At 68.5% G+C, this 14,919-nt stretch carries 10 protein-coding genes; 9 read left to right on the forward strand and 1 reads right to left on the reverse strand.

Features of this window, described 5'->3' with window-relative positions; translation table 11 throughout:
- Nucleotides 1–8: 8 nt before the first annotated feature.
- The 9 genes from R5W23_RS21420 to R5W23_RS21460 all read left to right on the forward strand — a co-directional run bounded on the left by R5W23_RS21420 (nt 9) and on the right by R5W23_RS21460 (nt 12,134).
- The gene (locus R5W23_RS21420) at nt 9–545 is read left to right on the forward strand and encodes a prepilin-type N-terminal cleavage/methylation domain-containing protein (RefSeq protein WP_320688041.1); all 537 of its coding nucleotides are present in this window, start codon (nt 9–11) and stop codon (nt 543–545) included.
- A complete protein-coding gene (locus R5W23_RS21425) occupies nt 542–1,012 on the forward strand; it encodes a prepilin-type N-terminal cleavage/methylation domain-containing protein (protein WP_320688042.1) in 471 nt (156 codons plus the stop codon). Before R5W23_RS21420 ends, R5W23_RS21425 begins: the two co-directional genes overlap by 4 nt.
- Nucleotides 1,009–2,577 carry a type II secretion system protein GspJ gene (locus tag R5W23_RS21430; RefSeq protein ID WP_320688043.1) on the forward strand — a complete coding sequence of 523 codons (1,569 nt, stop codon included), beginning with the start codon at nt 1,009–1,011 and terminating at the stop codon, nt 2,575–2,577. Before R5W23_RS21425 ends, R5W23_RS21430 begins: the two co-directional genes overlap by 4 nt.
- Complete coding sequence (locus tag R5W23_RS21435; RefSeq protein WP_320688044.1) at nt 2,574–4,205, forward strand: type II secretion system protein GspK; 1,632 nt, start codon at nt 2,574–2,576, stop codon at nt 4,203–4,205. The genes R5W23_RS21430 and R5W23_RS21435 overlap by 4 nt, the downstream gene beginning before the upstream one ends.
- A 93-nt stretch (nt 4,206–4,298) precedes the next feature.
- Nucleotides 4,299–5,897 carry a type IV pilus biogenesis protein PilM gene (pilM, locus tag R5W23_RS21440; protein WP_320688046.1) on the forward strand — a complete coding sequence of 533 codons (1,599 nt, stop codon included), beginning with the start codon at nt 4,299–4,301 and terminating at the stop codon, nt 5,895–5,897.
- A 178-nt stretch (nt 5,898–6,075) separates the two neighbouring features.
- Nucleotides 6,076–7,791 carry a hypothetical protein gene (locus R5W23_RS21445; protein WP_320688047.1) on the forward strand — a complete coding sequence of 572 codons (1,716 nt, stop codon included), beginning with the start codon at nt 6,076–6,078 and terminating at the stop codon, nt 7,789–7,791.
- A gap of 792 nt (nt 7,792–8,583) precedes the next feature.
- Nucleotides 8,584–8,766 carry a hypothetical protein gene (locus tag R5W23_RS21450; protein WP_320688048.1) on the forward strand — a complete coding sequence of 61 codons (183 nt, stop codon included), beginning with the start codon at nt 8,584–8,586 and terminating at the stop codon, nt 8,764–8,766.
- A 291-nt stretch (nt 8,767–9,057) separates the two neighbouring features.
- Entirely contained in the window at nt 9,058–10,359 is a 1,302-nt protein-coding gene (locus R5W23_RS21455) for a hypothetical protein (RefSeq protein ID WP_320688049.1), read from the forward strand.
- A 224-nt stretch (nt 10,360–10,583) separates the two neighbouring features.
- Nucleotides 10,584–12,134, forward strand: a complete 1,551-nt coding sequence (locus tag R5W23_RS21460) for a hypothetical protein (RefSeq protein ID WP_320688050.1) — start codon at nt 10,584–10,586, stop codon at nt 12,132–12,134.
- A gap of 78 nt (nt 12,135–12,212) precedes the next feature.
- Here the strand turns inward: R5W23_RS21460 and R5W23_RS21465 are convergent, their stop codons facing one another.
- The gene (locus tag R5W23_RS21465; protein WP_320688051.1) at nt 12,213–14,828 is read right to left on the reverse strand and encodes an ATP-binding protein; all 2,616 of its coding nucleotides are present in this window, start codon (nt 14,826–14,828) and stop codon (nt 12,213–12,215) included.
- Between the last annotated feature and the right edge of the window lie 91 nt (nt 14,829–14,919).

The following is a 14,919-nucleotide window of genomic DNA, read 5'->3' on the forward strand; positions in this document are numbered from 1 at the left end:
TACGAGCCGTGAAACGACACCGACCGCGCCGCGGCTACACCCTGTTCGAGCTGGTCGTCGTGCTGGCGCTCCTGCTCCTGCTCGCGGCCGTCGTGCTGCCGGGGATCGGGGTGTTCGAGGGCGACACCCGGCAGCGGGCCGGGGCCGACGCCGTCCGGGCCGAACTCGCCCAGGCGCGGGCGCGGGCGCGGGACGAGAGCAAGCCGTACCGCGTGGCGATCAGCGAGGACGGGCGGCGGCTCCGGCGCGAGGCCGACGGCCCCGACTTCGGCTCCGCGGCCGGCGAGCCGGGCTCGGGCTCGGCCGCGTGCGTCGATCTCGAGTTCGAGCGGGTCACCGCCGAGGTGCAAACGCTCGACGGCGGCGCCGCCAGCGGCGAGAGCGGCTGGATCACGGTCGCCACCGTGCTGCCCGACGGCTCCTGTCGCGAGGACGGGGCGCTGGTCGTTTTTAAGGACGGGAACAAGACCCCGCTGTACGTGCAGGTGCGCGGGCTGACCGGCTCGTCGCGGGTGGTGCCGAACCCGAACGGGACCGTCAAATGATCACCCGCTCCGCCCGCCGGCCGCGCCCACGCCGGGGGCTCTCGCTGATCGAGGTGCTCCTCGCGCTGGCGATCCTGCTGCTGTCCATCATCGCCATCGGGCGGCTGGTGGACGTCGGCACGGACCACGGCAACGCGGCCCGCGCGTCCACCCGCGGCTCCCGGCTCGCGCAGAGCAAAATGGCCGAGGTGGAGGCCGGGGTGGTCGCGCTCACCGGCGAGGCCAGCGGCGCGTTCGACGGCGACGACGCGGCCTGGAACTACACCGTCACCCCGGAGGCGGCCGGGCCGCCGAACCTGTACACCGTGACGGTCAAGGTGAGCCGCACCATCGACGGCAAGTCGTTCGAGCTAGTGCTCACCCAGATGATCTTCGACCCGACCATGACCGGGTCCGCCGCCCAGGCCGAGCGCCCCGCGGAGCCCGAGCCCGCCGACACCACCACGACCGGAGGGACCACCCCGTGAGGCTGCGGAGACCTACCCCCGGCCGGGCCGGGTTCACACTCCTGGAACTGCTGCTCGCGGCGGCCATCGCCACGCTGCTCATGGCCGGGCTGTACATGGCCCTCAACATGACCCTCCAGCAGACCCAGGCGTCGCGCAACGCGGTCGAATCGGAGGACCTGTCGCGGGGGCTGTTCAACAAGTTCACCGCGGACCTGAGCGGCACCATGGCGCCGCTCCCGCCCAAGTCGGGGGGGAACTCGGCCGCCGGTGGCGGCGCGGTGCTGACGGCGTCGGGAAGTTCGGGGAGCACCGGCAGTTCTGGTGCCACCGGCGGGACCAGTAGTGCGGTCGCCGCAGGCGGCACCGGTGCGACCGGTACTGCGGCTTCGGCAACGGGTGCGGCCTCCGGGGGCGGAACCTCCGGGGCGAGCGACACCGGAACCGACGCCTCGACGCCCAGCACGACCGATACTGCTACAGCGGTCGCCGCGGACTACTCGTTCCAAGGGGGCATCTCCGGCACCGAGAAACAGTTGACGGTGTTCACCGGCCGGACCCCGGAAACGTTTACCCGGTTCGGGAACCCCGGCACACAGGTCCGGGCCGACCAGCGGCAGGTGATTTACTGGATCGGGCCGGGCGGCGGGTTGTACCGCCAGGAGCGCCCGTGGATCACGGCCGACGGCGTGCGCGACTCGGTCGATCCGGACCCGTCCGCGTCCGACGCCGTTCTGCTCGCCGAAGAGGTTGTGGACGTGTCGTTCGAGTACACCGACGGCTCGACCTGGGCGACCGAGTGGGACGGCACCGCGCCCGGGCCGGACGGGGTCACCCCGCTGGGGCCGCCCCGCGCGGTCCGGGTGACGCTCACGCTGAAAGTGCCGACGAGCCGGACGGAGTCCATTGAAAAACAGTTGTCGCAAGTGATCCCGGTGCGGGCCGCCCCCGGCACATACACGGTGCCGCTGGTCGAGGCGCCGACGGACGGTGCAACCGGCACCACCGACAACGGCACGACCGGTACGACGGACGGTGGCACCGGCACCACGCCGGCGACCGGCGGGAACACAGGGACGGGAGGCGCTGCCGGTAACCCGATGGGTGGCGGCGGTGGGCGCGGTGGCGGCATGGGCGGAGGTGCTGGCGGCATGGGTGGCGGTGCTGGCGGTGCTGGCGGCGTTGGCGGCGCTGGCGGTGGTCGCGGCGGCGGCGGTGGCGGGGCCGCTGGAGGCGGCATGGGCGGTGGTGGTGGCCGCGGTGGAGCTACTGGCGGTGGTGGAGGCGGGAACGGAGGTGGCGGAGGCGGGCGTGGTGGAGCCGCCGGTGGCGGAGGTGGGATGGGCGGCGGCGGCATGGGTGGTGGTGGTGGTGGCGGACGTGGCGGAGCTACTGGCGGTGGTGGAGGCGGGACGGGCGGCGGCGGTGGTGGAGGAGCAATGGGCGGTGGTGGTGGTGGTGGCGGACGTGGCGGTGGCGGCGGTGGCGGCGGTGGCGGCGGTGGTGCCGGCGGCGGAGGACGCGGCGGAGCTACTGGTGGAGGCGGCGGGGGCGGGGGCGGCGGACGTGGTGGAGGCGGGCGATGAAGTTGCACACACGGGGCACCGGGCACGACGCACGGCCCGGTTACGTGATCTTCGCCGTGCTCATCGTAGTGGTAGTGCTGGCGCTGATGGCGTACCGGTTCACCGACGCGATGACCGCCGAGTACCGGGTCGGCGCCCGGGCCAGCGACGACGCCCAGGCGAAGGCCGCGGCGCTGTCGGGGCTGCATTACGCCGCCGCGGTTCTGTCGGACCGGGCCACGTTCGCCAGCGAACTGGACAGCAACCCGTTCGACAACTCCGACATTTTCGAGCGCGTCGAGGTGCCGGCGGCGGCCGGCGGCCCGACGCGCAAGACGGCGTACTTCGACATCCGGTGCGTGGCCGCAGCCGACGGCGGGGTCGAGCAGCGGTTCGGGGTCATCGATGAGGGCGGCAAGCTCAACATCAACAGCATGATCGCGCTCGACCCCACCGGCGAGGTGCTCTACAACGCGCTGCTGAAGATCCCCAACATGACGCCCGAGATCGCCGACGCCATCGTCGATTGGGTGGACGCCGACGACACGAAACGCGCCAGCGGGGCCGAATCCGCCGACTACGGTTCGCTGTCGAGCCCGTACAAGGCGAAAAACGGGCCGCTCAACTCGCTCGACGAGCTGCTGCTGGTTCAGGGGGTCACCCCGGAACTGCTGTACGGCGGGGACCGGAACCGGAACGGGGTGTACGACGACGGGGACGACAGCACCGACCGCGGGTGGGCCGACTACCTCACCGTCTACGGGCGCGAGCTGAACGTCGCCTCCGACGGGCAGGTGCGGACGTACCTCAACGGCGAGAACCTCACGACGCTCCAGCAGCAACTGGGGCCGCAGTTGGGCGACGAGCTGACCGCCTACGTGCTCGCGTCGAAGCTGTTCACCGTGACGGCGGCCAGCACCGCCACGACGACCGTGTCCGGTACAACCTCGGGCCGCTCGACCCAGATGACGGTGACGGTTCAGGCCGGGAGCAGCACTGGGAGCACGTCCCAGCGGGCCACGCGGGCCGCGACGCTCGACGAGTTGCAGGCGGCGGTGTCAACGAAGATGGCGAACACGTTTACCGGCGGCAACCGGGTGAAGTCGGTGCTGGACCTCGTGGGCACCAGCATCAAGCTGCCCCGCGCGGCGGACGCGAAAGACACCGACCCGGACGTGGTCGCGTACTCGCCGCTGAGCGACGCCAGCAAGCTGGACGCGCTCGCGACTCTGATGGACCGCACCACCACCAAACAGGCGGTGGAGATGGTGCCGCGGATCAACGTGAACACCGCGCCGCGCGAGGTCCTGATGGCGATCCCGGGCATGACCGACGCCTACGCGGACGCGATCGTTTCGGCCCGGGCGAGCGTGCTCCCGAGCGACCCGGCGTACGCGTCGGCCGCCTGGGTGATCACGTCCGCCGGGATCCCGCCCGCGACGTTCAAGACCTTCGAGAAGTACGTCACCGGCAGCACGATGGTCTACCGGGTGCAGTCGGTCGGGTACTTCACGGAGGGCGGCCCGGTGGCCCGGATGGAGGCGGTGATCGACACGAACCAGGGCGCCCCGCGGTTCCTGTTCGTCCGCGACCTCACGGACCTCGAGAACCCGCGCGGGTTCGACCCCGCGAAGACGACGAAGCCATGACGTGTTTCGGGGCTGGTGCGGAGCGTCCGGCGAACCGAACGCACCGCGCCAAGCACCCAACACCCCAACGCCAAACACCCGGACGGGCGCCACGTGTCCAACTTCATCGCGATCGATCTGGAAGCGGGCGGCGTGTACGCCGTGTCCGGGAGCACCCGCGGCGGCGCAAAGGTGCTCCACGCGCTCGCCTGGACCAGCACGGACGAGGACCCGCCGCCGCCGCTGTCGCTCGAGACCGCGAAGGCGTTCGGCGAGGCGCTCCGCGCGAAGCTCAAGGCGGCCGGCCCGCCCGCGCCGGTGCTCGTGACGGTCGGCCGCGACCGCGTCATCCTCAAGGAACTCAAGCACCCGCCGGTGCCGCCGGCCGACGAGCCGGCGATCATCCGGTTCCAGGCCGTCAAGGAGATGTCCGAGGCGCCGGACGACGTGGTCCTGGACTACGTGCCGCTCCGGAGCGCGAGCGCCGACCCGGCGGCCGAGCGGCGCGCGATGGCCGTGATGGTCCGCAAAGAGGTGTTCCAGGCGATCCAGGCGATGACGGCCGCCGCCGGGCTGAAGCTGGCGGGGGTCACCCCGCGCCCGTACGCCGTTGCCGCGGGTCTGGGCCGGGCGTTCGCCCTCGGCGCGGCGCCCGCCCCGGAGCAGAAGTCCGACACCGTCGCGGCGCTCACGCTCGGGCCGGGCGGGGGCGAGTTCACGGTGGTCCGCGGCGGCGAGATGGTGCTGACGCTCGCGATCCCGGCGCCGGTGATGGCCAGCGAGGCCATGCTCGTGGCCCAGCTCCGGCGCAACCTGACCGTCTACGCGGGCCAGAACCCGGGGCACCCGGTCACGGCCGTGTACCTCGCCGAGGTCGGGCCGGGCTGGGCCGGGCGGCTCGAAACCGCGCTGGGCGTGCCGGTTCACGACTACGACCCGCTCGCCGGGGCGGTGCCGAAGGTTCCGGAGCACCTGCGCGGGCGGTTCGCCGGCGCCGTCGGGCTGCTCGCGGCCAAGGCCCACGCCGACGACCTGCCGATCAACTTCGCCGCGCCCCGCCAGCCGCGGGCCGGCGGCGACCCCGGGAAGCGGCGGCTCCTCTTCGCCGGGCTCGCGGCCGTGCTGCTGGTCGGCCTCGCTCTCGGGGGCGGGATCGTGTTCCGGACGCTGACCGCCGGTACCGTCGAGACCCTCACCGCGGAACGGGACCGGCTGAAGGAGCAGCTCGAGAAGGGGGCCACCGGCGCGAAACAGGCCGACGCGGTCGACGCCTGGACCAAGCGCCGGGTGGTGTACCTGGACGAGCTGCACGACCTCGCGGACCGGATGCCCGCCGACGACAGCCTGCGGGTCGTCGAGTTCAAGGCCACTCCCGGCGCGATCACGAAGGACGGCAAGCAGCCCATCCAGGCGAACGTGGACCTGCGGGTGGCCGCGGTCGCGGCGCAGCCGGTCAACAATCTGGTGTCCGCGTTCGAGCACGACAACCCGCGCCCGGTGCGGGGGCAAACGGTCAACAAGTACTACACCGGCACCACCACCACCGGGGGCGGGGCGCTGACCGGGTCCGGCCTGGGCCGGCACACCCAGGGGTTCAACGTGAAGACCCAAGTGAGCTACCGCGAGCCGAACAAGTATGACCGGGCGCCGGTGTTCACCCCGCCGAAGAAGAGTTGGGGGCTGCCCCCGCCCGCGAGCAGTTCCGGTTCTTAGGACTTCCGGTCAAAAGTCCGCTCGTCGAAGGTCGTAACGTCACAAATTCAGCCGCGGCAACGCCTCGTGACTTTACGACTTGTTGACCTAACGACTTCTGACCGGAAGTGCTTAGCCCGCGCCGCCCGAAATCGAACACGAACACGCCCCGAACCACCGCGAAGAAGGCCGACCCCCGATGACCCCGCGCGACCAAAAGCTGGCACTGCTGCTGATCGGCATCATGGCGCTGACCGTGGGCCTGCTCGGCGGCTACTTCCTCGTGTTCGACCCGATCGTGAAGAACCGGGCCGCCGAAACCGAATTGCAGGGCGAAATCGCGGACCTGGAGGACAAGGTCAAGCAGCAAGAGGCCCGGCTGAAACTGCTCAAGATCCAGCAGGCCCAGAGCCTGCCGGTCGATCAGACGGTCGCCAAACAGGAGTACTTCGTCGCGCTCGAGTCGCTGGTCGATCAGGCCATCCACGCCGCCGAAGCGGCGGGCGTAGCCAAGGGCGAGATCAAGGCGACGGTCAAGGAGAAAACGGACAACACCGTCCGCGGCATACCCGAGTTCTCGAAGGGTAAGCCGATGTACACCAAGCTCGCGTACACGGTGGTAATCAAGAAGGCCGACATGTGGGTGGTGCGCGATGTGCTGAAGGCGTACTACGATCTCGACCTGCTGCACCAGATCACCCACTTCAGCTTGAAGAAGGAAGACGAGAACACGAAGGGGGCGGTGAAGCGGAACGACCTGACGCTCGAGTTCACCTCGGAAGCGATCATCCTGGAAGGGGCAACGAACGGGCCGCAGTACCGGCGCACGCTGATCGCGGTGTCCAACGCGTTCGGCGCGGCCGGCGGCGGGACGCTGATGCAGACACTGGAAAGCAGCAGCAAACTCGGGCGCGGGGCGTCGGCCCGGCCGTCCCAGCCTGTGCTCGCCACCAAGCCCCGCGACTACAGCCTGATCGTGCTCAAGGACCCGTTCAACGGCCCGCTCCCGCCGCCGCCGCCGTTCTCGCTGGAGCCGGTCAAGGACGTGATCATCAAGCAGAACGACACCCGAGCCGCGACGGTGAAACTGGCGTCGAAGGGCGAAGGGGCGGCGGGCGCCACGTACCGGATGATCGTGTCGAACGTGTCCGGCCAGCCGTTGCCCGAAGGCGAGATCAAGGGGCGGGGGCCGACGTTCGAGCTGCCCAAGACCTCCGCGGGTGAGGGGACGGCGAAGGTCGAGGTGATCGCCAAATCCGCCGAGGGCAAAGAGGCGCGAGCCACGTTCCGGGTGAAGGTGGAGCCGGAAGAAGCCGAGGAAACCAAGACGGTAATCAAGGAAGACGTGTCCCACGCGATCATCCTGACCATGCTCACGATCCGTCACGAGGACGGCACCGCGTCCGCCGCGATCCGCGACGGGGCCAACCGGCAGCGGTACGAGATCGAGATCGAGGGCAAGAAGGTGACCGTCTCCAAGTTCTACTACATCAAGGACAAGAAGAAGGAAGACGAGGTGGACAAGAGCGGGGTGCTGCTGATCTCAGACGACAGCAGCGGAACCAAACGCACCTTCAAGGTGGTCGGGGTGGACGGCGAGGGCTTGATCCTCGAAGACCTCAAGCCGAACGGTGACGCGCCGAAGGCCGAGGCCCCGCGACCGCGGGGGCCGGGCGGGCCGCGCGGCGGCCCGGCTCCGAAGCAGGGGCCGGCGAACCCGGTGGCGGCAATGGGCGGGAACATGGCGTCCGGGGCCGGCATTGTGGCCAGCGCGCCGAAGCTCTACCGCTGGACCGTCGGGCAGTCGCTCTACACGATGACCAAAGAAGGGCCTCTGAGCGAACGGGACGCGCAGAAGGTTCTCAAGCAGGCCGCCGATAGCGGTCCGATGCTCGAAATCGCCGCGAACCGGTAATCGGCCCCGCGCCTTGTCGGCACGTCCCACGCTCATCGGATTTGAAAGTCACGGCGTGCCGTGACTTTCTTCTTTTTCCGCGCAAGCTGATCCACGAACCCGTCTACGGTGTCGCTTGTGTTGACGAGCCGCGACCGCCCGAGAACAGGGCACGAAATCGCGGTAGGGGGAACAAGACGATTTTGACAGGATCGACAGGATGAACAGGATTTACGATCGACTTGTCTTCATCCTGTTCATCCTGTCGATCCTGTCAAAAACTGTCTTCAGAAGCGTGCGGCCCGCACGGGTGCAACGAAGCCGCGACGACCCGCCCGCTCTCATACCCGGGTCCGTCTGCGGTGATGCTCTCTATAACGAGCCGCGACCGCCCGGGAGCAGTGCCACGTATCCCGCTCCCGGGCGGTCGCGGCTCGTTAAGAGAGCATCACCGGATACGTGTATGAGACGCATCTGGAGCCGGATTGCGGGCTCGGTGTTCCGCCCCGCAACGAGCATTTTTTCAGCCCCGTCCTTGCGATGTAAAAGCTTCTAGCGCCCAGTTCGCGGCACTTTTCCACCTTCACAGCCGGTTGTAATTCCCTCCCCGTGCGAATGTAGACTTTCTGTTAAGTCGAAACGGTTACAACGGTCGCGCAGGTGACGGTGATGCGTGCCGCTCAAATCTCGAAGCCTCAAAAGGCTTGAAATCCTAGCGTTTCGTGACTTGATGCCGGAAAAGCGCCGCGAGTGGCACGCGGTCTGCTTTTAAACCTCTCATCGAACGAAACTCAACCGCAAGGAAGCATAAAGATGACCCCGAACACCACCGTCACCCGCACCGCCGCGACCGCCCAAACCGCCGAGGCCGAAACGCTGCTCCGCGATCTGGCCTACGTCCTCAAACTGACCCGCCGCGTGAAGGAAGAGATGACCGCCGACCGCGCCCCGGTCCAACCCAAGCCCGGGACCGCCGACCGCGCTCTGGTTGCCTGATGCTCCTGCTCGATCCCCCACAATCCGCTCCGCACGTCCTCGTAACACAGGAGGAACGCGAGAAGCGGGCGGAACCCAACGGTCTACTCCCGCCGTTGCGAGTTCCGCCCGCTTCTTCTTTTTGCCCCCCTCTCACCTCCCGCGCTTTCGCAGAGTCCCCACCTTCACCGCTCCGGTCGCTCCGGTTTTCACGTCTGCACCGCACAATCTGGGTTTAATCAAAGTTCGCGTTGCGCCCTTGCCGAAGATTTTTCTGAACAGGATCGAGTCGCTGGGCTTTCGGGGGGAAACATGAAGCGTACCGCGACCACACTAGTGCTTCTGGCCGGCTTCGGCGGCGGGTGCGTGAGCCCCGAGTCGCAGGCCAACAAGCAGCCGCAACGGCCGGGCGGGTTCGGGACGGTCACCCGCCCGAAGGAAGTGCCCGGGGTACAGGGGCCGGGCGGCGAGCCGGTGGTGGCCATGCGCGGCGCCACCCCGGGCGGCGTGCGCCCGGCCGGCGCGACCACGCTGGTCGGCAGCAACGGGTACGTCCGCCCGGTGTCGGGCGACGGCCCGAACGTCGTGACCACGGCCGAGGGCTGCACCAACTGCGCGGTGCCGGGCGTGGGCGGAAACGTGATCCGCGACTCCGGCCCGAGCTACGGGTACGGCGCGATGGGGCCGTACGGCCCGCACAGCAACAAGGGCATCGTGCCGGTGCCGACGATGGGGCCTCCGGGCGCCGTCGCCTACGTCGGCCCGATGGGGCCGGGTGCCGCGGCCCGTCAGGGGCTGCCGAACGGGCGCACCTCGATCAACTTCACCGGCCCGGCCGGCATGAAGGTGACGTGGCAACTGCCGGACGGCACGTTCAACGACGAGGCCACCGCGCTGACCGCCCCGAAGGAGTACAACTTCCTTCAGGGCTCGGTGTACCGGCTGCGGCTCACCAGCATCCTCCCGGACTTCCCGGGCAAGTCGTTCTACCCGACGCTCGAGATCGCGCCGGCGAACCCGAAGAGCCTCGTGTTCCTGAGCCACTCGTCGGTGCCGCTCACGTTCACCGCCGAGGACTTCGCCCAGGCGAAGGCCGGGAACCTGGTGGTGAAGGTGGTGTACCTGCCGGACCCGATCAACCAGACGTTCAACACGGTGCTGAACGCCGAAGAAGTGGTCTCGACCAAGCTCGAGCCGGGCGCCGACCCGGTGGCCGAGGCGCAGCGGATGGGCACCATCCTGGCGATCGTGCGGATGGGTAACATCGACCTGGAGAACCGCGTGTCCCCGTCGATGACCGCCGTGCCGGGCGGCGGCGTGGTGCCCCCGGGCGCGATCCCGCCGGGCGCGGTGCCGGTCGTGCCGGGTGGCCCGGGCGCTCCCGCCCTGCCGAAGAAGTCCGACGCGCCGGCCCTGCCGAAGAAGTCGGACATGCCCCCGGGCGCCGCGAGCGTCCGCCCGCCGGCGGCCCTGCCCGACCTGCCGACGGCCCCGGTGGACCTGCCGCTGGCGCCGCTGCCGCCGGCCTCCGGGGCGAGCATCGCGGCCCCGGTCGATCTGCCCGCGCTGCCGGCGGCCCCGGTCGGCCCCGGGGCGAAGCCGCCGGTGAAGTAACGACCGCTTGATCCCGCACGGGGCACGAGGCCCCGTGCCAAACGCGCCGGCCCCTCCGGGGCGGGACGCAAGGTAAAGGCGCGAAGGCAAAAGGTAAAAGAGGTGCTCCCTTTTACCTTTGCACTTTTGCCTTTTCGCTTGTCCTTCCGCCCCGAGGGGCCGGCTTCCGTAGTGCGGGGCGCGGGCCCCGTGCCGACGACACGGAACATCCACGGAAGGTAGCCATGAAGGGCAAGGCGCTCACGCTGGTCGGTGCGCTGGCGGTCGGTCAGGGGCTGACCGCCCAGCCGGTGCCGGTGCCGTCGCAGGGTCCGGTCGGCGGGATCGCCGGCGTCGGCGTGCCGCCCGCCGGTCCCCTGGGCGCCCCTCGTATGGTGGGGCCGCTCGAACCGGGCACGGGCGCGCCCGTCATCGCCCCGCTGGCGGCCGTCAAGTTCCTCGTGCCGAAGGACGTGCGCGTCACCGCGTTCCCGGGCACGCCGCTCAGCCGCATTTATAATGCCCCCGCGGTCATGGGGCTGCGCCCCGGCTACGCGTACCGGTTCGAGCTCTCGAACCTGCCGTACCTGCCCGGGAAGACGCTGTACCCGGAGGTAGAGATCCGCGGGACCCTCGTGCCGCGCCCCGGCATGAAGTACATGGACTACCCGCTCCCGATCGCCTTCTCGCAGACCGATATCGAGCGCGTAATCAAGGGCGCGGTGATCACGAAAGTGGTCTACCTCGAAGACCCCGAGAAGGCGCTGCCGACGGAAGTGAGCCCGAACAACCCGGTCGAGATGCCGGACCCGACCGACGCCGCGGCGGTCAAGGCCGCGACCGAGAACGGGCGGCTGATGGCGGTCGTGCGCCTGGGGAACCTGAAGCCCACCGCGGACCAGCTCAAGCCCTACGCGGTCGATGGCACGGTGCTGCTCCCGGGCGAGAAGTACCTGCGCGCCCCGGTCGCGCCGCCGGTGTTCCCGTACTACGCCCACCCGATGTTCGACCCGCTGCTGGGGCCGAAGGGGCCGAAGGAAGAGTGCTTCGTTGACGGCGGCGACAAGGGCGACCCGCTGGGGATCGGCCCGGCCGGGCGCATCGCCGGGCTGAACGCGACGGACGTCGGCGTCGAGTACACGATCGGCGGGCGGCGCAAGGTCACGACCTCGAACGTGGTGTGCATCTGCTCGCCGCGGTTCATGATCCGCCGCTCCGAGGTGCTGCCGAGCGGGTTCGACCAGCAGCACAAGCTGGTGGCCCACACCGCCGCCCAGGGGACCGGCCTGTTGCGCGAGCGCCAAACGCCGATGCTCGAGGTCGCGCTGACCAAGCCGGCCGGGTTCGAGGGCCGGGTGCAGCCGTCGGCGTTCGTGGGCAAGGTGGGCACGGCGTTCTTCATCGGGACCAGCCGCCCGGCGGCGTTCGCGAAGGTGGAGAACGTGCAGGTGGTCGGCGTGGTGGTGGAGCCGGAGCAACTGACCGCGTTCCCGTTCCTCGCCCCGCTCACCGTGACCAAGAGCGTGGACCCGCCGGGGCCGAAGGAGCCGGGCGAGTTCGTGACGATCACGATCAAGTACGCGAACACCGGCGCGAAGGCGATCGACGACGTGGTCGTCAGCGACAGCCTGAGCCCGCGGCTGGAGTACGTGGCGGGCTCGGCGCAGTCGGACCGGCCGTCGAACTTCGCGGCCTCGGACAACGACGCCGGCTCGGTGGTGGTGCGGTGGGAGCTGCCGGGCACGCTGCTGCCGGGCCAGAGCGGCACCGTGAAGTTCCGCGCGAAGGTGCGCTAGCCGAAATGTGACCCCTCGGAGCGAAAGGAAACCGCCCGAGGGGGGCGCGCGTTCGCACCATGCTACGCGGACGCGAGTTCAAGTCGCCACTTCCCCGCGCCACTCCGCGAGCTTGCGGCGGGCCGCCTCGGCGTACGGACTTTCGATCTCGGTGAAGATGGCGAGGGTTGACTCAGCAAAACGAATCGCTTCGTCGGCTTGTCCGAGACCGTGGAGCGCAAGCGCCATGTTGAACGACGCGTTCCCTTCTCCGCGTCGGTCCCCGATCTCGCGGGCCACGACTAACGCCTGCTCATAGAACCCGATGGCCTTGCGTGCGTCGCCCAGGGCCGCCCATGCGATCCCCAGGTTCCCCAATGTCGCCCCCTCCCCGCGTCGGTCCCCGATCTCGTGGGCGATGGCCAAGTTCTGCTCGTAGAACCCGATGGCCTTACGGGCATCGCCCAGGGCCGCCCACGCGATCCCTAGGTTCCCCAGGGCGTACCCCTCCCCGCGTCGGTCCCCGATCTCGCGGGCAATGATCAACCGCTGCTCGTAAAACCCAATAGCCTTGCGGCTGTCGCCCAAATCTATCCATGCGGTTCCCAGGTTTCCCAGCGCGCTCCCCTCACCGTGACGGTCCTCGATCTCGCGGGCGATGGCCAAGTGCTGCTCGTAAAATCCGATGGCCTTGCCGGCGTTGCCCAGATCCGCCCACGCGTTCCCCAAGTTCCCGAGGGTGGCCCCCTCTCCAGAACGATCCCCAATTTTGCGGGCAATGGCCAATGTCTGCTCGTGGAACCCAATGGCCTTGCGGACGTCGCCAAGATTCTTCCACGCGATCCCCAGGTTGCCTATCGCATATTCCTCTCCGCGTCGGTCCCCGATCTCGCGGGCGATGGCCAAGTGCTGCTCATAGAATGCGATAGCCTTGCGGGTGTCACCTAATGCGGCCCATGCGTTACCCAGGTTGCCCAGCACGTTTCCCTCTCCACTTCGGTCCCTGATCTCGCGGCCGATGGCCAATGCCTGCTCGTGGAACCCGATGGCCTTGCGTGCGTCGCCCAGGGCCGCCCACGCCAACCCCAGGTTCCCCAGCGCCGCCCCCTCCCCGCGCCGGTCCCCGATCTCGCGGCAGGCGGTAACGGCTTCCTCTGCCCAGTCAATTTGCTCACGTGGAAAGAGGCGAAGGCCAAGGACATAAGCTCCGATCCCTGAGTAGTGACGGCATAGTTCCGCTGCGACGCGCTTTGTCGCCCGATGCTGTACCGCCCAACGTTGCCCGTGGCGGATGTTCGTTGCTTCGCGATCAAAGAGTGCGAGTCCACGCAAAACGTTATCGTTACCCTTCAGGTACAATCCGTTCGTTGCTCCCAGGACGCGGCAATAGAAACCCGCGAATCGCTCCTCGGCCGTTGCGAGGCGTTCGTTCGTACTGGCCTGCAACTCGTGCCCTTCAACGAACTCGAACGCTGTGCGAGCGACCGGTCGCATCAGGTCGTGGAGCGAATAGCGGTCTGTTGTGGTGTCGAACTGCACGAGGCTGCGTTCGAGCAGAGCGGTGAGTTCGCCATCGGCTGCGTCGATATCGAATTTGTTGCCCCTTTTCAGGTCCCAAACCGCAGCAACAGCTTGAGCATCGAAATCCGCGGGGAACACGGACAGCAGTTGCCATCGCTCGGCCAGTTGTGCGTTCTCACGCACGAGTTCGCTTGCGCTCAGCCCCAGGACCGCTTCCACATCACGATCCGGCGACTTGCCCTTCAATCGCTCCAGGCGTTTGGATTCGTCCTGAAGTGCCGTAATGTACTTGGGCAGCGACCAGTTCTCGTGCAACCGCAGGAAGTCGCCGGCTACGCGCAGCGCCAGCGGTAATCGGCCGCACAACTCGGACACAGTTCGCAGTTCCTCGTCCGTACCCTTGTCCCCGATGATGCCGCGCAGCAGGGTAAATGCCTCGTCCACCGGCAGGACGCCGAGTCGGATCGATTCCACGGCGTCGAGTTCGAGGGTGTTCCGGCTCGTGATGACGAACGCCACCGACCGCACGCCCAGCAGCGGACGCACCTGCGATTCGTCCTTTGCGTCGTCCAGCAGCACAAGAGCTTTCTTGCCTTCGAGCGTCTGCCGGTACATCGCCTGAAGGCCCTTCTCGTCGTCAGGAAGCTTGCCCACTTCGGGGTGAAAGTCGCGGATGAGCTGCGACATCGCCTGGACCGCGGTCAGCGGTTGCTCGGACATCCCGCGGAGTTCGACCACGAGTTGCCCATCGGGGAACTCGTCCTTTACCTCCCACGCCGCTTCAATGGCAGTCACCGTTTTGCCGATCCCGCCCATTCCGCGTAACGCCGACGAGATGCCGACCGACTTGCCGACCCCGCGAAGCCGGTCCGTAATGCGGCGCAGCTCATCCTCACGACCGGTAAAGTCGGGCAGGGAAGGCGGAAGCTGAAACGTGCTCCGTGAGAACCCTTGTGGCGCAGCAGCCGGTGGACGAAGTGATTCGGGTGTAACGCCGAGAGCCTCGGCCATGTCCGCAAGCGTTTTCAGTGCCGCAGTGCCGCGCGACTCGATCCGCTCAACTACACGCGCGTCACACCCAACTTCTTTTGCAAATGTCTTTTGTGACCAGCCTTTTGCCTCACGCGCGGCCTTGATTGCCACGACATTCACCGGCACACCCGGCCCACCCTTCTTTGGCGTTGGCTGACTCATCTGTCGGTGTCCTGTCGGGGCTCGGTCGGGTGTGTCGGTGAGTGTCGGTAAGGAGCCGGCGAACGGCTCCTTTTGATTTGATTCAATTCGC

This window comes from Gemmata algarum, from assembly GCF_034097035.1.
Taxonomy (GTDB): Bacteria; Planctomycetota; Planctomycetia; order Gemmatales; family Gemmataceae; genus Gemmata; species Gemmata algarum.

What these genes read in the sequence shown, in the direction of transcription:
- R5W23_RS21445 (WP_320688047.1), top strand. Translation starts at nt 6,076, where the DNA reads ATGACCCCGCGCGACCAAAAGCTGGCACTGCTGCTGATCGGCATCATG.
- R5W23_RS21435 (WP_320688044.1), top strand. Translation starts at nt 2,574, where the DNA reads ATGAAGTTGCACACACGGGGCACCGGGCACGACGCACGGCCCGGTTAC.
- R5W23_RS21450 (WP_320688048.1), top strand. Translation starts at nt 8,584, where the DNA reads ATGACCCCGAACACCACCGTCACCCGCACCGCCGCGACCGCCCAAACC.
- R5W23_RS21460 (WP_320688050.1), top strand. Translation starts at nt 10,584, where the DNA reads ATGAAGGGCAAGGCGCTCACGCTGGTCGGTGCGCTGGCGGTCGGTCAG.
- R5W23_RS21425 (WP_320688042.1), top strand. Translation starts at nt 542, where the DNA reads ATGATCACCCGCTCCGCCCGCCGGCCGCGCCCACGCCGGGGGCTCTCG.
- R5W23_RS21455 (WP_320688049.1), top strand. Translation starts at nt 9,058, where the DNA reads ATGAAGCGTACCGCGACCACACTAGTGCTTCTGGCCGGCTTCGGCGGC.
- R5W23_RS21465 (WP_320688051.1), bottom strand. Translation starts at nt 14,828, where the DNA reads ATGAGTCAGCCAACGCCAAAGAAGGGTGGGCCGGGTGTGCCGGTGAAT.